Origin of the sequence: Kitasatospora sp. NPDC059646, from assembly GCF_042734615.1 — a bacterium.
Classification (GTDB): Bacteria; Actinomycetota; Actinomycetes; order Streptomycetales; family Streptomycetaceae; genus Kitasatospora.
Genome location: NZ_JBHWDS010000005.1, coordinates 54,346 through 75,667 on the forward strand (window position 1 = coordinate 54,346; position 21,322 = coordinate 75,667).

Genomic DNA, 21,322 nt, shown 5'->3' on the forward strand with positions numbered 1-21,322 from the left:
CGGTCGACCCTGCCCTCATGCCTTGCGTTGTCCTGTTCATGCCCCGCCCGTCGCGGGGGTATGCGGCGGGACGCCCGTGCTTCGGGCGTCCCGCCGGACGGGCGGGTGCGGCCGACGCGGCGTCAGGCCGCCGGGGCGGGCCGGCAGGTGGTGCCGGTGGTGCCGAGGAGGGTGCCGAGTGCGTCGTCGAGCGGCCCGATGGCGGCCGACCCGCCGGTGCGCTCGACGAATCCGGCGGCCGCCTCGGCCTTGGGGCGCATCGACCCGGCCGGCAGGTCGAGTCGGCGCAGCTCCTCGGGGGTGGCGACGGTGACCGCCCGGGGCCGGGAGGTGCCGAAGCCGCGGAAGACGTGGGTGACGTCGGTGAGGATCAACAGGGCGTCCGCGTCCAGCCGTTCGGCGAGCAGGGCGGCGGTGCGGTCCTTGTCGACGACGGCCTCGACGCCGCGCAGCAGGCCGGTGCCGGGGTCGCGGACCACCGGGACGCCGCCCCCGCCGGCCGCGATCACCACCGTCCCGGTGGCCAGCAGCGTGCGGACGGCCGGCAGTTCGACGACCTCCCGGGGCAGCGGCGACGGCACCACCCGGCGCAGCCGCCCGCCGTCCCGGGCGCAGCTCCAGCCGCGCTCGCGCTCCATCGACCGGGCCTGTTCCTCGGTCAGTCCGCCGCCGATGAACTTGTCCGGCAGGCCGAAGGCGGGGTCGCCCGGGTCGACCTCGGTGTGGGTGACCAGGGCGGCGACCGCCCGATCGGGCAGGCGGCCGGCGAGTTCCCTGGCCAGCAGGGTGCCGATCATGCCCTGGGTCTGCGCGCCGAGCACGTCGAGCGGGTAGGGCGCGCTCAGCGCCGGGTCGTTCTCGCTCTCCACGGCGAGCAGGCCGATCTGCGGCCCGTTGCCGTGGGTGATCACCACCTGGTGGCCGGCGAGGGCGAGTTCGGCGAGCGAGCGCCCGGCCTCGTGGACGTGGTGCCGCTGGACGGCGGCGTCCGGGTGCTCGCCCCGCTGGAGCAGGGCGTTTCCGCCGAGGGCGGCGACGATGCGCATCAGTCCCGCCCCAGGGTGGCGACCAGGATCGCCTTGATGGTGTGCATCCGGTTCTCGGCCTGGTCGAAGACCAGCGAGGCCGGCGACTCGAAGACCTCGTCGGTGACTTCGAGGCCGTCGAGCCCGTGTTCGTCGGCGAGTTCGGCGCCGAGGTCGGTGCGGCGGTCGTGCAGGGCGGGCAGGCAGTGCAGGAAGGCGGTGTCGGGGTTGCCGGTCGCCGCCAGGGTCTTGGCGTTGACCTGGTACGGCAGCAGCCGGGCGATCCGTTCGGGCCACTGGGCGTGGTCCTCGCCCATGGACACCCACACGTCGGTGTAGAGGTAGTCCGCTCCGCGCACGGCCTCCTCGACCTCCTCGGCGAGGGTGATCCGGGCGCCGCTGTCCCGGGCGAGCCGCCGGCATTCGTCGACGAGCGCCGGGGCGGGCCACAGTTCGCGCGGGGCGGCGACGCGCACGTCCATGCCGAGCAGACTCGCCATCATCAGCAGGGAGTTGGCGGTGTTGTTGCGGGCGTCGCCGAGGTAGCAGAAGGAGATCTCCTGCACCGGCTTCCCGCTGTGCTCGCGCATGGTGAACACGTCGCACAGGCTCTGGGTGGGGTGGCACTCGTCGGTCAGGCCGTTGTAGACCGGTACGCCGGCGTGGCGGGCGAGGTCGGTGACGGTCTGCTGGCCGAAGCCGCGGTACTCGATGCCGTCGTACATCCGGCCGAGGACCCGGGCGGTGTCGGCGGTGCTCTCCTTGTGGCCCATGTGCGAGCCGTCCGGGCCGAGGTAGGTGGTGGTGGCGCCCTGGTCGGCGGCGGCGACCTCGAAGGCGCAGCGGGTGCGGGTGGAGGCCTTCTCGAAGATCAGGGCGATCCTGCGGCCGGTCAGCCGCGGCGTCTCGGTGCCCGCCCGCTTCGCGGCCTTCAGTTCGGCGGCGAGGTCGAGCAGGTGGTGGATCTCGGCGGCGGTGAAGTCGAGCTCGCGCAGCCAGTGGCGGCCGTGCAGGTTGACGTCCATGGTGAACTCCTTCTCGGCGGTGGTCAGTTGGCGGGGTCGCGCTGGATCGGACAGCTCATGCAGCGCGCTCCGCCGCGGCCGCGGCCGAGCTCGGAGCCGGCGATGGTGACGATCTCGATGCCCTGCTTGCGCAGGTAGGTGTTGGTGGTGGTGTTGCGCTCGTAGCCGACGACGACCCCGGGTTCGAGGGCGAGGAAGTTGCTGCCGTCGTCCCACTGCTCGCGCTCGGCGGTCCGCACGTCCAGGTCGGCGGAGAGGAAGCGGACCTTGTCCAGGCCGAGGGCCTCGGCCAGCGAGGCGGCGAGGTCGGCGTCGGCCCGCACGTCGAAGCCGGCTGCCCGCTCGGGGGCCGGGGTGAGGGTCCAGGAGCGCAACTGGTCGGCCAGGCCCGGGTAGAGGGTGAAGGTGTCCCGGTCGATCATCGTCATCACCGTGTCCAGGTGCATGAACGCCCGGCTGGCGGGCAGCCGGACGGCGATCAGCCGGTGCGCGGTGTTGGTCAGGAAGAGCTGCTGGGCGAGGGTCTCGACGGCCTGCGGGGTGGTGCGCTCGCCCATTCCGACCATGACCACGCCGGGCGCGAGGACGTGGACGTCGCCGCCCTCCAGGCTCAGTCCGCTCGGCGTGGTGGTGCCGTCGATCAGCGGCGGGGCGGTCTCGGCGAACAGCGGGTGGAAGCGGTAGATCGCGGCGGTGTGCAGGGTCTCCCGCCGGCGGGCCGGCTTCGCCATCGGGTTGAGGCTGTGACGCGCGCCGATCCAGCAGGAGTTGTCGCGGGGGAAGAGGTGGTTGGGCAGCGGCGGCAGGGCGAAGTCCTGGTCGCCGACGGTGTGCCAGACCAGGCTGTGCGGGCTGCGCAGCGGCAGGTCGTCCTTGAGGACGCCGCCGATCAGGTACTCCGCCAGGGTCTCGGCGTCCAGGTCCGTGCACAGCTCGTGCAGCGGGTCGACCAGCGCCGGGCCGACGGCGGCCGGGCTGACGACCTGACCGAGCAGCCAGGCCCGGGCCCGCGGCAGTTCCAGGGTCTCGGCGAGCAGCCGGCCGTAGTGGTGGACGGTCACGCCGTGGTCGCGCAGCACCTGGGCGAAGGCGTCGTGCTCCTCGCGGGCGCGCTTGGCCCACAGGATGTCGTCGAAGAGCAGCTCGTCGACGTTGCGCGGGGTGAGCCGGGACAGTTCCAGGCCGGGGCGGTGCAGGATCACCTGGCGCAGGCGGCCGGCCTCGGAATCGACACGCAGGACGGACATGGGTGGTTCCTCTCAAGGGAGTTGTCGGGGCGCCGGGGTGCGGCGGTTCTCGCAGGGGGTGACGCGCGGTCGGCGCGCGCAGCGGGAGGGCGGGCAGGCCGGGCGGTGCGGCCCGCCTACGGCAGCGGCGGCGCGGTGGCCGGGCCGGGTGCGGCGGTCGGCCCCGGGACGGCGGTGCGGTCGGCCCCGGCGGTGGTGCCGTGGGCCGGGTGCGGGCGCTCCACCCAGATGTAGGCGGGGACGCCGAGCAGGACGGTGAACAGGCCGTAGTAGACGGTCTGGTAGCCGCTGCCCTGGATCGACCAGTAGGAGAAGGCGAGGGCGAGCAGCGTGACGGTGACGTCCTTGACCAGCCGCCGCCGGTCGAGCTGCTCGCGGCCGTGCTGCACCAGCCAGTAGAGCTGCGCGGCCGCCGAGACCAGGTACGGGATCACCGCGGTCAGCACGCTCAGCAGCACGATCTCGGTGAACACCTTGGTGAACCGGGTGTAGCTGAACACGGTCAGCAGCGAGGCCAGCACGGTCGCCGAGAGGATGCCGAAGGCCGGCACCTCGCCGCGCCCCCTGGTGCGGGCGAACACGGACGGGAAGAGGCCGTCGCGGGCCGCCGCCATCGGCATCTCCGCGCAGATCATCGTCCAGCCGTTGAGCGCGCCGATCCCGGAGATGATCGCCGCGGCGGCGACCAGGTCGCCGGCCCAGTGGCCGCCCGCGATGCTGTTCATCGCGTCGGTGAACGGCGCGCCGGAGGACAGGAGTTGGTCGTGCGGCACGGTGCCGAAGACGGCCAGGGTGCCGAGCAGGTAGATCGCGGCGCAGGCCAGCGTGCCGTAGACGGTCGCCCTCGGCACGTTGCGGCGCGGGTCGCGCACCCGCCCGGCCGCCACCGAGGCGGTCTCCAGCCCGATGTAGCTGAACAGCGCGATCGCGCCCGCCGCGGAGATCGCGCCCAGGGCGGATCCGCCGCTCGCGTTGAAGGCGCCGAAGTTGCCCGCCTTGACGAACAGCAGCCCGGCCGTGGCCATGAACCCCAGCGGCAGGAACTTCAGGACGGTGGTGACCACCTGGAAGGCGCCGATGTTGCGCACCCCGGTCAGGTTGACGATCGCCGGCACCCACAGGCCGATCAGCGCGATCGCGATCGAAGCCCCGGTGTGGTGCCCCTTGTTGACGAACACCTCGACGTAGCCGACCCAGGCGACCACGATCGCCGCGTTGCCGGCCCAGGCGGTGATCCAGTACGACCACGCGGTGAGGAAGCCGGCGAACTCGCCGAACGCCTGCCGGGCGTAGACGTAGGGCCCGCCGCTGTCCGGCACCCGCTCCGACAGCCGCCCGAAGGTCACCGCCAGCGCCACCGCCCCGACGGTCACCAGCACGAACGCCACCAGCGCGATCGGCCCGTACGGCGCGAGCGCGGACGGCAGTGCGAACACCCCGGTACCGATGATGCTGCCGACGACCAGCGCGGTCGCCGCGGGCAGTCCGAAGGTCTTGTTCCCCTGCGCGGACGGTTCGGCGGCTGGTCGGGCACGGTCGGGCGCGGACATGGTCTGTCTCCTAGGGCGGGGAGGACGGACACGATGAGGGGTTGTCGTCCGTCGATCCCGATCCTCGACCGGCGAGGCCGGGCGGCCCAGGGACCGACGGTCCCCGATCGCGCCGCCGGCGGTCCCCGCCGCACCGGCCTGTCGGCCCCGGTCCCCCGACCGCCGGCTGCCGCGACCGGCCCCGAAGCCGACCGCCCGCCATCCGCGCCCGGCCGGCGGCCCGGAACCAAGTCGCCCCTGCCGGTCGAGAGTTGCGCTCGCCCCAGCGCCCGGCACCGGCCTCCGCGGGTGCACCGCGCGAAGGAGTGCCGACCGGCACCCTGGTACGCCCGGCACCCGGGACGGCTGCCGAACCCATGTGATTTACGAGTAAATTAACTGTTAACCTTTTTTCATGCTCGAACAGTCCCCACCCGCGCCGCGTGCCCGTCGCATCCCCGTGCCACCGCTGCGCCAGGTCCTCCGGCTGGGCGCTCCGGTGGACATCTGGCACAAGCCCGCCGTCAGTGCTGTCGTGACCGCGGGGGCCGTGAACCTCACGCTGCTCGGGCTCGGCCGGCTCGACCTCGCGCTGTACGCGATGGCGGGCGGCCTGTGCGCCCTCTACGGCCACGGGCTTCCGTATCCCGCGCGGGCCCGTACGGTCGGCGGGGTGGCGGTCGGCACGCTGCTGAGCACGGGGGTTGCGCTCACCGCGGCCTCGCTCACCCGGTCGGTGGCCGTGCTGGTCGCGGTCTGCGCCGTGCTGGCGGCGCTCCACAAGCTGGCCTGCGAGGCGGGGCGGGTCGGTCCGCCCGGGGCTCTCATCGTGACCTTCACCAGCACCACCTGTGCGTTCGTGCCCCAGCGGCTCGCCGAACTGCCCGGGCACCTGGCGCTCACCGCCGCCGGCGCCGCCGTGGCCTGGGCGGTCTGCATGGCCCCGGCCCTGGTCCGGCCGTTCGGGCCCGAGCGGATCCTGACGGCGCGCGCGCTCGAAGCCGCCGCCCGCCTGCTGTCGAGCGAACCCGCCCGCCGCCCGGCCGCCCGGACGGCGCTCGCCGCCGCCGTCAACGCCGCCCGCCACGCCCTCGTGCCGGACGCGGCGCCCACCGTCGCCGAGCCGCGCCGCCGGACCGCGGCCGGCCTGGAACGCCTGCTCGTCCGCGCCGAGTCCGCCCTCGCCTCCCGACCCGCCCACCCCGACCCCGACGCCGCCGGGCAGTACGAACGGTGGGCCCGCGAGCTGCGGCGCAACCGGCCGCTGCCGGTCGTCGAACTCACCGCCGCCGAGGCCGCGGAGCTGCGCGGCGTCGAGGCGGAGGCGGCGACGGCGGCCGCGGGCCGGCCGTCGCGGTGGCAGGCGCTGCGCCCCGGCTCGCCGCTGCCGCCGATCGTGCTGCGGGTCGCGCTCGGCTGTGCGGCCGCCGGGTGGGCGTCGATGGCGCTGGGGGTCGGACGGCCCGGCTGGGCGGTGGTCACCGCGGCCTCGATCCACCAGGCGAGCGCGGGCCTGTCCTGGCAGCGGTCGCTCCAGCGGGTGCTCGGCAACCTGCTCGGGCTGCTCGTGTTCACCGCGCTGCTGCCGGTGTCCCGGACGGGACAGCTCGCGCTCGTCCTGCTCGTGCTGGCCTGCCACTTCGCGACCGAGGCGACGATCACCCGCAACTACTGGCTGGCGAGCAGCTTCGTGACCCCGCTGGCGCTGCTGATGACCGAATTCGCCGGCTACCAGGACGCCCGGACGATGGTCACCGACCGCTGGCTGGACACCTGCCTCGGCGCCCTGTTCGGCCTGGCCGCCTGCCTGGTGGTGACCAACCGCCGCACCGGCACCCGCGTCGACCGGGCCCTCGCCGCGCTCCAGGCGGCCACCGAGGCGGCCCGCAGCGCCGTCGCGCACGCGCCGACCGCGGCCGCCGCCCGCCGCCGGCTCGCGCACGCGCTCGTGGAGCTGCGCGAGGCCGCGGACGTCGCCTCCGGCGAGTGGTGGCAGCGCGCGCTGCCGCAGGCCCGGATCGCCCGGGCCGAGCGGGAGGGGCACGGGCAGCTGGCCGCCATGCTCGACGGACGCGGCGGCCACGGACGGTCCGTGGCCTGCCCCTAGGATCGAAGTCGGCCACCCGGCCCGGCACCCCCCTGCGGCGGGCCGGTGCGGCGCCGGGACCGGTTCGGACAGCGATCGCCCGCAGTGGCAGAGACGGAGCAGCGCACGTGGAGGACGCCGTCGCGGGCGTGATGCGGCAGTGGCAACAGGCCTACCCCGAGCTGGATCCCGAACCGATCGCCGTGCTCGGCCGGATCAACCGGATCGCCGCCCTCCTGCAGCAGGGCAGGACCGGTCCGCTGCCCCAGGAGGGCCTCACCCGGCCCGAGTTCGACATCCTCGGGGCCCTGCGCCGCACCGACCGCGAGCTGACGCCCTCTCAACTCGCCCGGGAGACCTTCGCGTCGGGGGCCGCGGTCACCAAGCGCCTGCGGCAGCTGGAGGAGCGCGGCCTGGTCGCCCGCCGCGCCGACGACCGCGACCGCCGCGTCTCCCACCTCTCCCTGACCGCCGAGGGAGCGGAACTGGTCGACCGGGTCTACCCCGACCTGCTCGCCTACGACCGGACCCTGCTCTCCGGCCTGACCCCGGAGGAGCGCGAGGACCTGTCCCGGGACCTCGGCCGCCTGCTGCTCGTCCTGGAGGGCAGCAGCGGCAGCACTCCGCTCTGACCTCCCGCCGGGGGCGTCGTCAGTGCGGCGGCGGCACCGGGCGGAACGCGCCGGCGGAGTGCTGCAGGGCCCGTTCCAGGCGGTCGGCCAGTCCGGCCAGGGCCCGCAGTTCGTCGGCGTCGAACCCGGCCGTCAGCCGGGCTTCCCGGGCGTGCAGGCCGGCCAGGACCCGGTCGGTGAGGCGGAGGCCGCGCTCGGTGAGGCGGAGGTGGACGACGCGGCGGTCGTTTTCGTCGCGTTCGCGGACGACCAGTCCGCTCTTCTCCAGCTTGTCGGCGCGTACGGTCATTCCGGAGCAGGTGACCATGTCGATCGCGGCGAGCCGACCGGTGGTCAGCCGGTGGTCGGGGCCGGCCCGGCGCAGCACGGCGAGGATGTGGAAGGCGGGCGCGGTGAGTCCGTGCTCCTTGAGGTCGGACGCCAGCAGCGCCGTCAGCGCCGAGGCGACGTCGTGGAGGCGGCCGAGCGGCCGCAGCGGGACGGCGGCGTCCGGGGTGCGGCGGGAGAGGCCGCCGGGCGGGGTGGGCGCCGCCCGGTGAGTGGACCGAGGCATGGTGGCCGTTTCGATGGTCGTGTCCGGTGGGCCCTTCCGGCCGGGAGGGGCCCCGCGGTTCGGTGTTCCGCGGGCCGGGGCGGGCGCCGCGGACGGCCCGGCACCGGCGCGGGGCCGGTGCCGGTGCCGGGTGATGTCGCGCAGGTGCGTCGGCACCGGACCGGCGGTGGCGAGCAGCCGCGGGTCGGAGGTCAGCCGATCGCCTGCGCGGCCGGCGTCAGGGGCGCGGAGCGGTGGAGGCCCCGGCGGTCGTAGAGGCGGGTGACGAGGAGGCCGAGGGCGACCGAGAGGGCGAACCCGAGGCCGACCATGGTCCAGGCGCGGCCGAGTCCGGCGCCGGTCCGGGCGTCGAAGTACAGGATGGCGCGGACGCCGTCGACCACCTGCCGGAAGGGTTCGAACTCGCCGAGGAACCGGTAGAAGGACGGCAGGGCCTGCAGCGGGACGGTGCCGCCGGCGGACGGAACGGCGAGGCCGATCAGGATCAGCATGGACACGATGGGGCCCGGCGTACCGAACGCGGCGAGCAGGGCCAGCGCGGTGATCCCCATCGCGGCCGTGGCGCACGTCCCGAACAGCCAGAGCATCGGCAGGTGGGGGGCGTCGATGCCGATGACGCCGGCGGCCGCGGCCAGGGCGAGCGCGGAGGTGAGCATCGACAGGGCGACCATGAGGACGGAGCCGACGGCGAAGTGGCCGACCCGGCTGAGGTGCTGGGCGGGCTTGAGGCTGCGGAACGGGCCCTTGTCGTTGGCGAGCCAGCCGAGGGCGGTGTCCAGCTGGGCGTGGATCACGTTCGCGCCGAGCATGCCGCCGAGGACGAGGACGAGCGTGTAGAAGAAGGCGCTCATGCCGAGGCCGCTGTGGTCGCCGAGCGGGTGGCCGGTCCGGACGGTGGTCCTGATCGGGTCGTCGAGCATCAGCCCGGCGGCGGCCGGCGGGCCCGCCTGCTGTGCGGGGTGCTGCGCCGCCTGCTGGGCCAGCTGCTGGGTGAGCCGTTCGCCGAGCCGGGTGGAGACGGACCGGACGACCTGCTGGTTGATCTCGGAGGCCATGGTGGAGCCGAAGCTTCCGGCGGCCGGGTTGGTGAGCACCGTCACGGTCGGCGGGTGCGCGCCCGGCTGGAGCGGTCCGGCGAGCGCGGCCACGGACGCCGAGAAGTCGTCCGGGACGACGAGTGCGCCGAACACCTTGTCGTCGGCCATCAGCTCGTCGGCGGTGCGGCGGTCGACCTGTTTCCAGGCGACCTTCCCCTCCAGCTCGGCGGAGCCGGTGATCTGTGCGGTGATCTGCGTGCCCAGGTCGATCCGCCGGTCGGCCGCCTGTGCGCCCCGGTCCTCGTTGACGACGGCGATCGGCAGGTCCTTCATCGAGCCGACCGGGTCGTTGTTGGCGCCGAGGTAGAGCAGCGACAGGACGAACGACAGCAGGCCGAGGATCACCGCGGAGGGTATCCACAGGCTCCGGCGGCGCAGCAGCCCGCGGGCGCTCGTCGTGTGTGCGGGGGTCGGCTGGGACATGGTGCTCCAGGTGCGGTGTCGCGCCCGCGGCGGTGCCGGGGTGCGGGGACGGCGGCTTCCCGGTGGCGTCGCTGGTCAGCCCGCGCGCTGGAAAGCTTCACTTTCTAGCAAGATAGTTGCACTGTCGAACAAGACCGTCCAGCTGGGGATCTGGGAGACTGGTCACACGCGGAACCGTTCGATTGAGTGAGCGCATGAGGATCTCTGACCTGAGCCGCCTGTCCGGGACACCGGTCGGGACGATCAAGTACTACCTGCGCGAGGGCCTGCTGCCGCCCGGCCGGCCCCTCGGGGCCACGCTGACCCTGTACGGCGACGAGCACGTCCGGCGCCTGCGGCTGATCCGCGCCCTGACCTCCCGCGGCGGCCTGTCGATCGCCGCCACCCGCGACATCCTCACCGCGATGGACCAGCCGCTCGAACCGCTCGACACGCTCAAGGTCGTGCACTACTCGCTGCCCACCCCCGTCGACGCCACCGAGACGGACGCGGTGGACGAGCACCTGCCGCGGGTCGACCGGCTGCTCGCGGCGCTGGGATGGGACATCTCCGAGGAGTCGCCGCACCGCCGCGCGCTCGCCGCGAGCCTGATGGACCTCAGCCGCCTCGGGCTGGAGTACCGCACCGAGGACCTGCTGCCCTACGCCGAACCGGCAGCCGTCGTCGCCAGGCTCGACCTCGACCGGCTCGAACACCTCGACGACCGCGTCCGGCTCGCCGAACACGCGGCGGTCGTGGTCCTGCTGCTCGAACCGGTCCTGGCGGTCCTGCGGCGCCTCGCCCAGGAGAACGAGTCCCACCACCGTGCCGCGTTCACCGGCACGACCGACCCGGCCGCCCCCGAGCCCGGACCGCAGGACTGACCGCCGGCCGGCCCGCCGCGAGGGGCGGACGCCGACGGCCCGCCGCAGTGGTGCGGCGGGCCGTCGGAGCGTGGGGCGGGGCGGGTGCCGCGCGGTCGGCGTGCGGGGTGTCAGAGGGACAGGATGCGCGCGGCGTTCTCCCGGAGGATGAGGGGGCGGACCTCCGGCTTGATGTCGAGGGCGTCGAAGTCGGCCAGCCAGCGGTCGGGGGTGACGACCGGGAAGTCCGAGCCGAACAGCACCTTGTGGCGGAGGAAGGAGCCGGCCGCCTTCACCAGCTGCGGCGGGAAGTACTTCGGCGACCACCCGGACAGGTCGATGTACACGTTGGCCTTGTGGGTGGCGATGGAGATCGCCTCGTCCTGCCAGGGCACCGACGGGTGGGCCAGGACGATCGTCAGCCCGGGGAAGTCGGCGGCGACGTCGTCCAGCAGCATCGGGTCGGACCAGCGCAGCTTGATGCCGCGTCCGCCGGGGAGGCCGGCGCCGATGCCGGTCTGCCCGGTGTGGAACAGGGCGGGGACGCCGAGTTCCTGGATCGCCTCGTAGAGCGGGTAGTGCTCGCGGGCGTTCGGCGCGAACGCCTGGAGGCTGGGGTGGAACTTGAAGCCGCGGACGCCGTGGTCGAGGACGAGGGCGCGGGCCCGGGCGGCGGCGTCCGGGCGGTGCGGGTCGACCGAGCCGAACGGGATGAGGACGTCGGAGTGGGCGGCCGCCGCCGCGGCGATCTCCTCGCTGGACAGGCCGGGACGGCCGAGGCCGGTGGTGGCGTCCACCGTGAAGATCACGGCGGCCATCCGCCGCTCCCGGTAGTAGGAGGCCAGGCGTTCGACGGTCGGGGTGCGGTCCTGGCCGGACTTGAAGTACGCGGCCGAGGCGTCCATCAGTTCCGCGTCGAGTGCGAGCCGGCCGTGGGCGTCCTGCTCCACGTGGACGTGGAAGTCGACGGCGATCGGATCGGTGGGGTTCATCGGGGCGCTCACAGGTGCTCGGTCCGGTTCTTGGCGTCGAGGAGGAGGGTGAGGAGGGCGTCGCGTTCCGCGACGAGGTCGGCCTCGGCGGTGCCGGCCAGCTCGTCGCGGACGCCGTCGGCGATCGCGCGCGCCAGCTCGGGGGTGAGGCGGGGCGCGCCGAGGTCGGCCCACCACTCCTCCATGGGCGGGCCGAGGTGCTCCAGGACGTGCGCGATGCCGCCCGGCCCGCCCGAGAGGTGCTGGTTGAGGAAGGGGCCGAGCAGCGCCCAGCGCAGGCCGGGGCCGTGGGCGATGGCGGTGTCGATGTCGGCGACGCTCGCCGCGCCCTGCTCGACGAGGGAGTAGGCCTCCCGCCACAGGGCGGCCTGGAGCCGGTTGGCGACGTGGCCGGGCAGTTCGCGGCGCAGCCGGATCGGGCGGCGGCCCAGGCCGCGGTAGAAGTCCACGGCCCGTTCGACGGCGGCCTCGGAGGTCCGCGCGCCCGGTACCACCTCGACCAGCGGGACGAGGTGGGGCGGGTTGAACGGGTGCCCGACCAGGACCCGTTCGGGGTGGGCCGCGCAGGCCTGCTGGATCCGCGACGGCAGCAGCCCGGAGGAGCTGCTCGCCAGCACGGTCCCGGCGGGGGCCGCGGCGTCGAGGACGGCGAACACCTCGTCCTTCAGCTCGGGCCGCTCCGGGCCGTTCTCCTGGACGAAACCGGCGTCGGCGACGGCCTCGGCGAGGTCCGGGGTGAACGACAGCCGGCCCTGGTCGGCGGTGACGGCGGCGCGCAGCCGCCGCTCGGCGCCGGGCGCGGGATCGGTGGCGACGACCTCGTGCCCGTGGGTGAGGAACAGGGTGGTCCAGGAGGCCCCGATGACGCCGGCGCCGACGACGGCGACCTTCACGACGTGCTCCCGGCCCCGGCGGCCCGGGCGGCGGCGTACGAGACGAACGGGTCCAGGGAGCGGGGGTCGGCGAGGACGTCGGCACTGGCGACGGACTCCGGGCGGGCGCCCAGCAGGATCCGCTTGACCGGCACCTCCAGCTTCTTGCCGGTGCGGTTGCGCGGGACGGCAGGCACCCGCTCGATGACGTCCGGGACGTGCCGCGGCGACAGCGCGGACCGCAGGGCGCGGGCGATCCCGGTGCGGAGGGCGTCGTCCAGCTCCGCGGGGCCGGCGACGAACAGCAGCAGTTCCCCGTTGCCCCCTTCGGGGTCCTCCAGGTGGACGACGAGGCTGTCCTCGATGCCGGGGAGGTCCTCGACGACGGCGTAGAACTCGGCGGTGCCGAGCCGGACCCCGCCCCGGTTGAGGGTGGCGTCGGAGCGTCCGGCGACGACGCAGTGGCCCTCGGGCGCGAACCGCACCCAGTCGCCGTGCCGCCACACGCCCGGGTACTCCTCGAAGTACGCGGCCCGGTAGCGGGAGCCGTCGGCGTCGCCCCAGAAGCCGACCGGCATCGACGGCATCGGCTCGGTGATCACCAGCTCGCCCAGTTCGCCGACGACCCGTTCGCCCGCGCTGTCGTAGGCGTACGCGGCGACCCCCAGGCAGGGGCCGGAGATCTCTCCGGCGCGCACGCTCTGCAGCGGGCTGCCCTGGAGGATCCCGGTGCACACGTCGGTGCCGCCGCAGCCGACGTTCAGCAGCACCCGGTCCCCGAACTGCTCCGCCACCCAGCGGAAGCCCTCGGCGGCGAGGGGGCTGCCGGCGGCGCCGATCTGCCGCAGCCGCGACAGGTCGAACTCCTCGGCGGGCCGGATCCCGGCCTTGCGGCAGGCCATCAGGTAGCCGGGGCTGACGCCCATCAGCGTCGTCCCGGTCTCCTCGGCGATCCGCCACTGCTCCCGCAGGTCGGGGTGGACCGGATTGCCGTCGATCATGACGATCGAGGCGCGGACGAGCAGCGCCGAGACCAGGGTGTTCCACAGCATCCAGGCGGTGGTGCTGAACCAGAGCATCCGGTCGCCCGGCTTCAGGTCCCAGCTCAGCGCGTTGTTCTTCAGGTGCTCCAGGAGGATCCCGCCGTGCCGGTGGACGATCGCCTTGGGGATCCCGGTGGTGCCGGAGGAGAACAGCACGAACAGCGGGTGGTCGAACGGCACGGGTGCGAAGGACAGTTCGGCCGGCTCGGCGAGCAGCTCCGGCCAGCCGAGCGCGTCGGGGAGGGTGTTCGGCCCGTACGGGACGTGGACGACCCGTTCCACGGTGGGCAGCCGGGCGGCGATCTCGGCCACCTCGGCCCGGCGGTCGACGTCCCGCTCCCCGTAGCGGTAGCCGGCGACGGTCAGCAGCACCTTCGGTTCGAGCTGGGCGAACCGGTCGACGACGCTGCGCGGGCCGAACTCCGGCGCGCAGGCCGCCCACACGGCGCCGATGCTCGCGGTGGCGAGGAAGGCCACCAGCGTCTCCGGGATGTTCGGCAGGTAGGCGACGACCCGGTCGCCCTCGCGGACGCCGAGGCGCAGCAGTCCGGCCCGGGCCCGGGCGACCCGGTCGCGCAGCTCGCCGAAGGTCAGCTCGACGGGCGGCCTGGTCTGGGAGCGCGCGACGACGGCGACGGCGTCGTCGTCGGCGGACCCGTCGCTGCGGAGCGCGTGCTCGGCGTAGTTGAGGGTCGCGCCGGGGAACCACTCGGCATCCGGCATCGACCTGCGGCCGAGGGCGGCCGTGGGCGGGGTGTGCGGGCGGACGCCGAAGAAGTCCCAGACCGAGGACCAGAAGCCGTCGAGGTCGGTGACGGACCACTGCCACAGGCTGTCGTAGTCCGGAAAGGCCAGCTGCCGTTCCGACTCCAGCCAGCGGAGGTAGCGGCCGATCTCCGACGCGTCCCTGACCGTGGCGCCGGGGGTGTGCAGGATCTCGCTCATCGGGCGCCCTTCCCGGGGGTGGCGGGGGTGGCGGCGACCTTCGCGGCGCGGCCGTCGAGGAACGCCCGCATCCGTTCCTGGGCGTCGCGGCTGCCGGCGGCGACGGCCGACATCAGGGATTCCAGCAGCAGGCCGCCGGCGGGCGAGGCCTCGGCGATCCGCGGCAGCGCCTGCAGGACGGCGAAGTTGGTCAGCGGCGCGTTGGCCGCGATCCGCGCCGCGAGCTCCAGGGCCCTGGCGCGCGCCCCGCCCTCCTCGGCCAGGTAGTGCGAGAGGCCGGCGGCGTGGCCCTCGGCGGCGTCCAGGACGCGGCCGGTGAGCATCATGTCCGCCATCCGGTGCGCGCCGATCAGCCGGGGGATCCGGACCGAGCCGCCGCCGCCGACGAACAGCCCGCGCTGCCCCTCGGGCAGGGCGTAGAAGGCGGACGGCTCGGCCACCCGGATGTGGGCGGAGGCCGCCAGCTCCAGGCCGCCGCCGATCACCGCGCCCTTCAGCGCGGCCACCACGGGGACGCGCCCGCCCTCGACGGTGTCGAAGACCCGGTGCCACATCAGGGAGTGCTCCAGGGCGTCCTCGGTGGACCGCTCGGTCAGCTCGCCGAGGTCGAGGCCGGCCGAGAAGTGGTCGCCCTCGGCGTCCAGGACGACGGCCCGGACGTCGGCGCCCGGCCGCCGGAAGAACTCCTCGACGGCCAGCACGGTGGCGTCGTCGAGGGCGTTCCGCTTGGCCGGGCGGCGGAGCGTCAGGACCGCCACTCCGTCCCGGCGGTCGATGGAAAGCGTGCTCAAGGAAGGCTCCTCAATCATCGGGGATCCCGCGGGCCGGTGACGGACCGTCAGGCGGCCGCGTGGACCTGTTCGCCGCCGACGTAGGTGCGCAGCACCCGGGCGTCGGCGATCTCCTCGGCGGGGCGGGTGAAGATGTCGCGGTCGAGCACGACCAGGTCGGCGAGGCTGCCCACGGCCAGCACCCCGGCGTCGTCGTGCCCGTTCAGGTGCGCGGTGCCGGCCGTGTACGCGGCGACGGCGGAGGCCAGGTCGAGCCGCTGCTCGGGCAGGAAGACCCGTCCGTCGGTGGCCCCGGGCTCCATCCGGTTGACCGCCACGTGCAGGCCCGCCAGCGGGTCCGGGCTGCTGACCGGCCAGTCGCTGCCGGCCGCGAGGGTGGCGCCGGCCCGCAGCAGGGCGCCGAACGGGTACTGCCAGGCGGCCCGTTCCGGCCCCAGGAAGGGGATGGTGAGGGTGTCCATCTGCGGCTCGTGGGCGGCCCACAGCGGCTGGATGTTGGCGGCGGCGCCGAGCCGGGCGAAGCGCGGGAGGTCGTCCGGGTGGACCACCTGGAGGTGGGCGAGGTGGTGGCGGGTGGCGCGCCGGCCGTTGGCGGTGCGGGCGGCCTCGACGGCGTTCAGCGCCTCGCGCACGGCGCGGTCGCCGAGCGCGTGGAAGTGCACCTGGAAGTCGAGCGCGTCCAGTGCGGTGACGTAGTCGCACAGGGCCGCCGGATCGACGAAGCTGAGGCCGGAGTTGGCGGTGGCGCAGCCGCAGCCGTCCAGGTAGGGGCTGGTCATCGCGGCGGTGAAGTTCTCCGCGACGCCGTCCTGCATGATCTTCACCGAGCCGGCCCGGAACCGTCCGTGGCTCAACTCCGCGCGGCGCGCCACGAGTTCGGGGATCTGCTCGGCGCCGCGCTCGCGTTCCCACCAGAGCGCGCCGGTCACCCGGGCGGTCAGCGCGCCGGAGCGGGCGGCGGCCAGGTAGGCGTCGGCGGGGTCGGCCTGCCCGTTGAACGCGCCGAGCAGGGCGTCCTGCCAGCCGGTGATGCCGAGCGAGTGCAGCAGCCGCTGGGCGCGCAGCAGCCCGTCCAGCCGGTCGGCGGCGGTGAGCGGCGGGATCAGCCGGGCGACCAGGGAGGTGGCGCCCTCCTGGAGGGTGCCGTTCGGGGTGCCGTCGGGCTCGCGCTCGATCCGGCCGTCGGCCGGGTCGGGGGTGTCGGCGGTGAGGCCGGCCAGCTCCAGGGCCCGGGTGTTGGCCCAGGCGCCGTGGTGGTCCCGGTTGGTCAGGTACACCGGCCGGTCGGGGACGACGGAGTCGAGCAGCTGCCGGGTGGGCAGGCCGCCCTCGAAGCTCTCCATCGACCAGCCGCTGCCGGTGATCCACTCCTGCTCGGGGCGGGCCTCGGCGTACGCCCGGACGCGGGCCAGGTAGTCGGCGACGTCGACCGTCCCGGTGAGGTCGCAGGCGGCGAGTTCGACGCCGCCGCCCACCGCGTGGATGTGGGCGTCCTGGAACCCGGGCAGCAGCAGCTTGCCGGTGAGGTCGACGACCTCCGTCCTCGGCCCGATCAGCTCCCGGACCTCGTCGTGCCCGACGGCGGCGATCCGGTCGCCGACGACCGCCAGGCTGCTCGCCCGGGTGCGGGCCGCGTCGCCGGTGTGGACGGGACCGCGGGTGAAGACCAGATCGGCCTCGGTCATGGGTGGTGCTCCGTTCTCGGGGTGGTGCGGACGGTCCGGCGTCCGGTTCAGCGGGCGTCGCCGAGGAAGTACGGCGAGCGTCGCCGCCAGCGGGCCCAGGCCGCCGCCGGCAGCCCGCTGACGATCATCAGGATCACCACGGTCAGCTCGAACCAGCCGTTGTCGGCGGAGAGTTCGAAGTGGTCCGCGGAGGTGTAGAAGGTCCGGGCGAGGTAGCCGCCGACCGCGAGCAGCGCCGCCGCGCCCAGCAGCGGCCCGACCACCGCGCGCAGCCCCTCCAGCGGGGCGGTGCGCAGCAGGTGGCGGAACCGGACGGCGGCGGCGACGGCGGTCAGCGCGTAGTAGAGCGCGACGACGATGCCGATCGCGTTGACCGCGGCCGAGATCAGGTCGGTGACGGTCGGGATGGCGATCGAGGCCAGCGCGAGGGCGACCGCGACGCCGGTGATCAGCAGGGTGCCGGCGGCGGGGGTGGAGTGCCGGGGGTGCAGCCGGGTCCAGACCGGGCCGAGCACCCGGTCGCGTCCCATCGCGTACATCCCGCGCGCGGTCGGGATGACCGAGGACTGCAGCGAGGCCACCGCGGAGAACATCAGCGCGATCAGCGGCAGCGCGGCCAGCGGCTGGCCGGCGAGCCGGGAGCCGAACCAGGTCAGCCCGTGGGCGCCGTTGTCGGCCAACTCGCCCAGCGGCAGCACCCGTTGGAAGGCCGTGCCGGCCAGCAGGAACAGCAGCAGCATCGCCACCAGGGCGATCGTGCCGCCCCGGGAGGCGTCGCGCGGGTCGCGGACCTCCTCGCCGACGCTGAACACCGACTCGAAGCCCCAGTAGCAGAACACCGCGAGCACCATGCCCTGGGCGACCGCGTCGAAGGACGGGATGTCGAAGGGGTTGTACCACTGCAGCGAGAACGGCTGGTCGCCGGCGAACAGCCCGTAGCCGCAGAAGCCGAGCAGCACGACGTACTCGAAGACCAGCAGCGCCTTCTGCAGCCGGGCGGCCAGGTCCAGCCCGCGGACGGCGACCAGTGCGGCGCCCACCAGCACGACCAGCCCGAGCAGGGTGCACTGGACGGTCGAGTCGGCGTCGAGCCGCAGGCCGGCGACGCTGCGGACGCGGGCCTGGTCGAGCAGCTGGATGATCGAGGAGCCGGTGACGGTCGTGGTGTACGCCATGAAGACCACGGTCCCGACGGTGTTCACCCACCCGGTCAGGAAGCCCAGCCAGGGGTTGAGCGTGCGCCCGACCCACCGGTAGCTGCTGCCCGCGTCCGGCTCCGAGACGTTCAGCCGCCCGTAGCCGCCGGCGATGGCGAGCACCGGCAGGAAGGCCAGCAGCATGATCGCCGGGAGGTGGAGGCCGACCACTCCGGCCATCAGGCCCAGCCCGATGCCGATGCTGCTGGTCGCGGCGGTGCTGGAGGCGGCGATCGCCGCACCGTCGAGGAGTCCGAGGGAGCGCCGCATGGCGGGCCGGGGGCCGCCCGCGTCGATTCTCGGACCGCTGCTCGTGGCCGTCGTCGTCGATGCCAAAAGATCACCGCCTGGGGTGGTGTGGGGGTGGGGGTGCGAGTCATGAAACCGGCGGGCGCCGCGAAACGTCAATGCTGTTGTCGTAAGAGCGCCCGGTGCGGCCTCCGACCGGTCCCCGCCCCCGCGGCCCCCCGTCAGCCCCGCGGGCCGACCGCCCGCATGCCCCCGGCCAGGGCGATCTCCGACGCCGGGCCGGACCCGAGGAGGTCGAGGACCTCGCCGGCCCGGCCCGGCCGGGCGGACGCGGCCAGGACGCCCCCGGCGAAGACCGAGTCGATCGCGGCGTCGCCCGGAAGCGGGCCGACGACCAGCACGCCCGGCAGGCCCGCCAGCTCGCTGCGCTGCTGGAACGCCAACCCGGCCCGGCCGGACGCCAGCAGGGTGCCGGCGGGTACCCCCGGGGGCGCCTGGACGAGCCGGTCCGCGAGCCGATCGGCCAGGCCCAGCCGGCCGATCAGCTCGACCAGGGCCGTCCCGCTGGGGCCGGTCGAGTACGCGATCCCCCGCGCGGACAGCAGCGCCGCCCGCAGGTCGGACTCCGAGTCGAGCGCCGGCACCGGCGCCCCCTCCGGCACGGCGGCCACCACCTGGGAGACCCACAGCGGCCGCACCGTGCCGCCCAGGACGTGCCCCGTCCGCGCCAGCGCGGCCAGCGCCCCCTCGGCGAGGACGAGCAGGTCGGCCGCGGCGCCCTCGCGCACCCGCCGGGCGACCTCGACCCCGCCGGCGGACTCGAACCGCACCGGGAGGCCGTGGGCCAGCCGCAGGTGCTCGGAGAGGTCCGCCAGGATCGGTCGGGTCGCCATCGAGGACAGCCCGGAAATCTGGTCCATTTTCGCCTCCTTGGCTCCGGCAGACGGGTTGCGGCGCGGCCGGAAGCGGCCCGGCGCCGGTCTGCGAGACTGACCGGATGAGCACATCCCGGAGCACGGCGGCCGGAAAGGTCCTGGAAGTCCTCTCGACCTTCGACCGTGAACACCCGTCGCAGACACTGTCGGAGATCGCTCAGCGTACGGGCCTGGCCCTCAGCACCACGCACCGCGTGATCGCCGAGCTGGCGGGATGGGGAGCGCTGGAGCGCGCGGAGGACGGGTCGTGGCACGTCGGGCTGCGCCTGTGGGAGATCGCCTCCGGGTGCCCGCGGACCCAGATCCTGCGCGACGCGGCGCTGCCGTTCATGCAGGACCTCTACGAGGCGACCCACGAGAACGTCCAGCTCGCGGTGCGCGAGGGCACCGAGCTGGTCTTCGTGGAGCGGATCGCGGGGCACCGGTCGGTGGAGGTGGTCACCATGGTCGGCGCCCGGTTCCCGATCGGCTCCACCGGGATGGGCCGGGTGCTGCTGGCGCACGCCCCCCGGGAGATCCAGCAGGAGGTCCTCGAATCCCCGCTCCGGGCCTGGACCCCGTACACCGTCACCGACCCGAAGGCGCTGCGGGCGCAGCTGGACCGGATCCGCCGCGAGCAGCTCTTCGTCAGCGACCGGCAGCTCTCGGAGCGCTCGGCCGCGGTGGCCGCGCCGGTGCGGATCGGCCGGACCGGCCCGGTGGGCGCCGCGCTCGGGATCGTCATCGCGGCGCGCGGCGCGAGCCGTGCGCGCGGGCTCCGCGAGCCGCTGCTGAGGGCCGTCCAGGGGATCTCCGAGGAGCTCGGCAGGCGGGCCCGGACGACGGCCTGACGGACCGGCGGTTTCCGCCTGGCGGAAAGGCCGGGGACGGGACGAGGGTGCGGATGCCAGCGTTCGGGGTGTTCGAAATCCCGTGCCCCGCCCAGGAGATGCCATGGCCGATGCCCCCGTCGACACCGTCGCCCAGGTTCCCGTCGTCGTCGTCGGCGCCGGCCCGGCGGGTCTGATGCTGGCTCACCTGCTCGGCCGGGCCGGCGTCGGGACGGTCGTGATCGACACCCGGACCCGCGCCGAGATCGAGTCCACGCACCGGGCCGGCATCCTCGAGGCGGACGCCGCCCGGGACCTCGTCGAGACCGGCGTCTCGGAGCGGATCCTGCTCGACGGCCACGAGCACGAGGGCGTCGAACTCCGCTTCGGCGGGCGGCCGTACCGCATCGACTTCCAGCAGCTGGTCGGCGCGTCGGTGTGGCTCTACCCGCAGACCGACGTGTTCGTCGACCTGGCCGACGCCCGGGAGCGCGACGGCGGCACCGTCCACTTCGGCATCCGGGACACCGAGGTCCTGGACATCGCCACCGACGCCCCCCGGGTCCGCTGGACGGCGCCCGACGGAACCCGCCACGAGGCCCGGGCGCGGTACGTGGTCGGCGCGGACGGCTCGCGCAGCATGTGCCGCGACCTGGTGCCCGAGGACCGGCGGACCCGCTACGGCAAGGAGTACCCCTTCGCCTGGTTCGGCATCATGGCCGAGGCGCCGATGAGCGCGCCCGAACTGGTCTACGCGCACTCCGAGCACGGGTTCGCGCTGATCAGCCAGCGCACCGCGACCGTGCAGCGGATGTACTTCCAGTGCGACCCCGACGAGTCCCCGGACGCCTGGCCGGACGACCGCATCTGGGAGACCCTCCAGGCCCGGGTCGCCGGCGAGGACGGCTTCCGGCTCCAGGAGGGGCCGATCCTGGAGAAGACCGTGCTGCGGTTCCGCTCCTTCGTCCAGGAGCCGATGCGCTGGGGCTCGATGGCGCTGGCGGGCGACGCCGCGCACACTGTGCCGCCGACCGGGGCCCGCGGGCTGAACCTGGCGCTGCACGACGTGAAGGTCCTCGCCGGCGTCCTGCTGCGGGCGCTCGGCAGCGAGGGATCCGCCGCGCTGGACGACTACCAGCCGCGCGCCCTCCGGCGGATCTGGCGGGCCCAGAACTTCTCGCACTGGATGACCGGCCTGCTGCACACCGCGCCCGGCGACACCCCGTTCGACCTCCGGCGCCGGCTCGGCGAACTCGACAACGCGGTGGCCACCCGGGCCGGCCGCACCTTCCTCGCCCAGCAGTACACCGGCTGGCCCGCCGGCGCCCAGGCCTGACCCGGACCCG

18 protein-coding genes are annotated in these 21,322 nt (G+C 74.6%); 5 read left to right on the forward strand and 13 right to left on the reverse strand.

Annotation, left to right across the window (positions count from 1 at the left end):
- Nucleotides 1–122: 122 nt before the first annotated feature.
- The 4 genes from ACFV1L_RS04830 to ACFV1L_RS04845 form a co-directional block, all read right to left on the reverse strand.
- Nucleotides 123–1,046 carry a carbamate kinase gene (locus tag ACFV1L_RS04830; protein ID WP_380362906.1) on the reverse strand — a complete coding sequence of 308 codons (924 nt, stop codon included), beginning with the start codon at nt 1,044–1,046 and terminating at the stop codon, nt 123–125.
- Nucleotides 1,046–2,050 carry an ornithine carbamoyltransferase gene (argF, locus tag ACFV1L_RS04835; protein ID WP_380362907.1) on the reverse strand — a complete coding sequence of 335 codons (1,005 nt, stop codon included), beginning with the start codon at nt 2,048–2,050 and terminating at the stop codon, nt 1,046–1,048. The genes ACFV1L_RS04830 and argF overlap by 1 nt, the downstream gene beginning before the upstream one ends.
- Nucleotides 2,051–2,073: 23 nt before the next feature.
- Entirely contained in the window at nt 2,074–3,297 is a 1,224-nt protein-coding gene (locus tag ACFV1L_RS04840) for an arginine deiminase (protein ID WP_380362909.1), read from the reverse strand.
- A gap of 116 nt (nt 3,298–3,413) precedes the next feature.
- Nucleotides 3,414–4,847, reverse strand: a complete 1,434-nt coding sequence (locus ACFV1L_RS04845) for an amino acid permease (protein WP_380362911.1) — start codon at nt 4,845–4,847, stop codon at nt 3,414–3,416.
- Between the two features lie 394 nt (nt 4,848–5,241).
- Between ACFV1L_RS04845 and ACFV1L_RS04850 the strand changes: the two genes are divergently transcribed.
- Together ACFV1L_RS04850 and ACFV1L_RS04855 are read left to right on the forward strand one after the other, a co-directional pair.
- Nucleotides 5,242–6,933 carry an FUSC family protein gene (locus ACFV1L_RS04850; protein WP_380362913.1) on the forward strand — a complete coding sequence of 564 codons (1,692 nt, stop codon included), beginning with the start codon at nt 5,242–5,244 and terminating at the stop codon, nt 6,931–6,933.
- 131 nt (nt 6,934–7,064) lie between these two features.
- The gene (locus ACFV1L_RS04855; protein ID WP_380363133.1) at nt 7,065–7,544 is read left to right on the forward strand and encodes a MarR family winged helix-turn-helix transcriptional regulator; all 480 of its coding nucleotides are present in this window, start codon (nt 7,065–7,067) and stop codon (nt 7,542–7,544) included.
- 19 nt (nt 7,545–7,563) lie between these two features.
- On the opposite strand, the gene ACFV1L_RS04860 is transcribed toward ACFV1L_RS04855, so the two are convergent.
- Both ACFV1L_RS04860 and ACFV1L_RS04865 read right to left on the reverse strand, forming a co-directional pair.
- Nucleotides 7,564–8,097: a MarR family winged helix-turn-helix transcriptional regulator gene (locus ACFV1L_RS04860; protein ID WP_380362915.1), complete on the reverse strand. Its 534-nt coding sequence runs from the start codon at nt 8,095–8,097 to the stop codon at nt 7,564–7,566.
- 191 nt (nt 8,098–8,288) lie between these two features.
- Nucleotides 8,289–9,617 carry a YhgE/Pip domain-containing protein gene (locus ACFV1L_RS04865; RefSeq protein ID WP_380362917.1) on the reverse strand — a complete coding sequence of 443 codons (1,329 nt, stop codon included), beginning with the start codon at nt 9,615–9,617 and terminating at the stop codon, nt 8,289–8,291.
- 194 nt (nt 9,618–9,811) lie between these two features.
- Between ACFV1L_RS04865 and ACFV1L_RS04870 the strand changes: the two genes are divergently transcribed.
- Nucleotides 9,812–10,480: a MerR family transcriptional regulator gene (locus ACFV1L_RS04870; protein WP_380362919.1), complete on the forward strand. Its 669-nt coding sequence runs from the start codon at nt 9,812–9,814 to the stop codon at nt 10,478–10,480.
- A gap of 110 nt (nt 10,481–10,590) precedes the next feature.
- Here ACFV1L_RS04870 and ACFV1L_RS04875 read toward each other — a convergent pair whose 3' ends face one another.
- The 7 genes from ACFV1L_RS04875 to ACFV1L_RS04905 form a co-directional block, all read right to left on the reverse strand.
- On the reverse strand, nt 10,591–11,451 hold the full coding sequence (locus ACFV1L_RS04875; protein WP_380362921.1) for an amidohydrolase family protein: 861 nt from the start codon (nt 11,449–11,451) through the stop codon (nt 10,591–10,593).
- 8 nt (nt 11,452–11,459) lie between these two features.
- On the reverse strand, nt 11,460–12,344 hold the full coding sequence (locus tag ACFV1L_RS04880) for a 3-hydroxyacyl-CoA dehydrogenase NAD-binding domain-containing protein (protein ID WP_380362922.1): 885 nt from the start codon (nt 12,342–12,344) through the stop codon (nt 11,460–11,462).
- Nucleotides 12,341–14,311, reverse strand: a complete 1,971-nt coding sequence (locus ACFV1L_RS04885; RefSeq protein WP_380362924.1) for an acetoacetate--CoA ligase — start codon at nt 14,309–14,311, stop codon at nt 12,341–12,343. The genes ACFV1L_RS04880 and ACFV1L_RS04885 overlap by 4 nt, the downstream gene beginning before the upstream one ends.
- Nucleotides 14,308–15,102, reverse strand: a complete 795-nt coding sequence (locus ACFV1L_RS04890; RefSeq protein ID WP_380362926.1) for a crotonase/enoyl-CoA hydratase family protein — start codon at nt 15,100–15,102, stop codon at nt 14,308–14,310. Before ACFV1L_RS04890 ends, ACFV1L_RS04885 begins: the two co-directional genes overlap by 4 nt.
- A gap of 47 nt (nt 15,103–15,149) precedes the next feature.
- The gene (locus ACFV1L_RS04895) at nt 15,150–16,787 is read right to left on the reverse strand and encodes an amidohydrolase (protein ID WP_380362928.1); all 1,638 of its coding nucleotides are present in this window, start codon (nt 16,785–16,787) and stop codon (nt 15,150–15,152) included.
- Nucleotides 16,788–16,834: 47 nt separating this feature from the next.
- Nucleotides 16,835–18,253, reverse strand: coding sequence for an APC family permease (locus ACFV1L_RS04900; RefSeq protein ID WP_380362930.1), 1,419 nt, complete (start codon nt 18,251–18,253; stop codon nt 16,835–16,837).
- A gap of 200 nt (nt 18,254–18,453) precedes the next feature.
- Nucleotides 18,454–19,152, reverse strand: coding sequence for a substrate-binding domain-containing protein (locus ACFV1L_RS04905; protein WP_380362932.1), 699 nt, complete (start codon nt 19,150–19,152; stop codon nt 18,454–18,456).
- Between the two features lie 77 nt (nt 19,153–19,229).
- On the opposite strand from ACFV1L_RS04905, the gene ACFV1L_RS04910 reads away from it, so the two are divergent.
- Both ACFV1L_RS04910 and ACFV1L_RS04915 read left to right on the forward strand, forming a co-directional pair.
- Nucleotides 19,230–19,997, forward strand: a complete 768-nt coding sequence (locus ACFV1L_RS04910) for an IclR family transcriptional regulator (protein WP_380362933.1) — start codon at nt 19,230–19,232, stop codon at nt 19,995–19,997.
- Nucleotides 19,998–20,100: 103 nt separating this feature from the next.
- Nucleotides 20,101–21,312 carry a 4-hydroxybenzoate 3-monooxygenase gene (locus ACFV1L_RS04915; RefSeq protein ID WP_380362935.1) on the forward strand — a complete coding sequence of 404 codons (1,212 nt, stop codon included), beginning with the start codon at nt 20,101–20,103 and terminating at the stop codon, nt 21,310–21,312.
- Nucleotides 21,313–21,322 lie beyond the last annotated feature (10 nt).

What these genes read in the sequence shown, in the direction of transcription:
- ACFV1L_RS04830 (WP_380362906.1), bottom strand. Translation starts at nt 1,046, where the DNA reads ATGCGCATCGTCGCCGCCCTCGGCGGAAACGCCCTGCTCCAGCGGGGC.
- argF (WP_380362907.1), bottom strand. Translation starts at nt 2,050, where the DNA reads ATGGACGTCAACCTGCACGGCCGCCACTGGCTGCGCGAGCTCGACTTC.
- ACFV1L_RS04840 (WP_380362909.1), bottom strand. Translation starts at nt 3,297, where the DNA reads ATGTCCGTCCTGCGTGTCGATTCCGAGGCCGGCCGCCTGCGCCAGGTG.
- ACFV1L_RS04845 (WP_380362911.1), bottom strand. Translation starts at nt 4,847, where the DNA reads ATGTCCGCGCCCGACCGTGCCCGACCAGCCGCCGAACCGTCCGCGCAG.
- ACFV1L_RS04850 (WP_380362913.1), top strand. Translation starts at nt 5,242, where the DNA reads ATGCTCGAACAGTCCCCACCCGCGCCGCGTGCCCGTCGCATCCCCGTG.
- ACFV1L_RS04855 (WP_380363133.1), top strand. Translation starts at nt 7,065, where the DNA reads ATGCGGCAGTGGCAACAGGCCTACCCCGAGCTGGATCCCGAACCGATC.
- ACFV1L_RS04860 (WP_380362915.1), bottom strand. Translation starts at nt 8,097, where the DNA reads ATGCCTCGGTCCACTCACCGGGCGGCGCCCACCCCGCCCGGCGGCCTC.
- ACFV1L_RS04865 (WP_380362917.1), bottom strand. Translation starts at nt 9,617, where the DNA reads ATGTCCCAGCCGACCCCCGCACACACGACGAGCGCCCGCGGGCTGCTG.
- ACFV1L_RS04870 (WP_380362919.1), top strand. Translation starts at nt 9,812, where the DNA reads ATGAGGATCTCTGACCTGAGCCGCCTGTCCGGGACACCGGTCGGGACG.
- ACFV1L_RS04875 (WP_380362921.1), bottom strand. Translation starts at nt 11,451, where the DNA reads ATGAACCCCACCGATCCGATCGCCGTCGACTTCCACGTCCACGTGGAG.
- ACFV1L_RS04885 (WP_380362924.1), bottom strand. Translation starts at nt 14,311, where the DNA reads ATGAGCGAGATCCTGCACACCCCCGGCGCCACGGTCAGGGACGCGTCG.
- ACFV1L_RS04895 (WP_380362928.1), bottom strand. Translation starts at nt 16,787, where the DNA reads ATGACCGAGGCCGATCTGGTCTTCACCCGCGGTCCCGTCCACACCGGC.
- ACFV1L_RS04900 (WP_380362930.1), bottom strand. Translation starts at nt 18,253, where the DNA reads ATGCGGCGCTCCCTCGGACTCCTCGACGGTGCGGCGATCGCCGCCTCC.
- ACFV1L_RS04905 (WP_380362932.1), bottom strand. Translation starts at nt 19,152, where the DNA reads ATGGACCAGATTTCCGGGCTGTCCTCGATGGCGACCCGACCGATCCTG.
- ACFV1L_RS04910 (WP_380362933.1), top strand. Translation starts at nt 19,230, where the DNA reads ATGAGCACATCCCGGAGCACGGCGGCCGGAAAGGTCCTGGAAGTCCTC.
- ACFV1L_RS04915 (WP_380362935.1), top strand. Translation starts at nt 20,101, where the DNA reads ATGGCCGATGCCCCCGTCGACACCGTCGCCCAGGTTCCCGTCGTCGTC.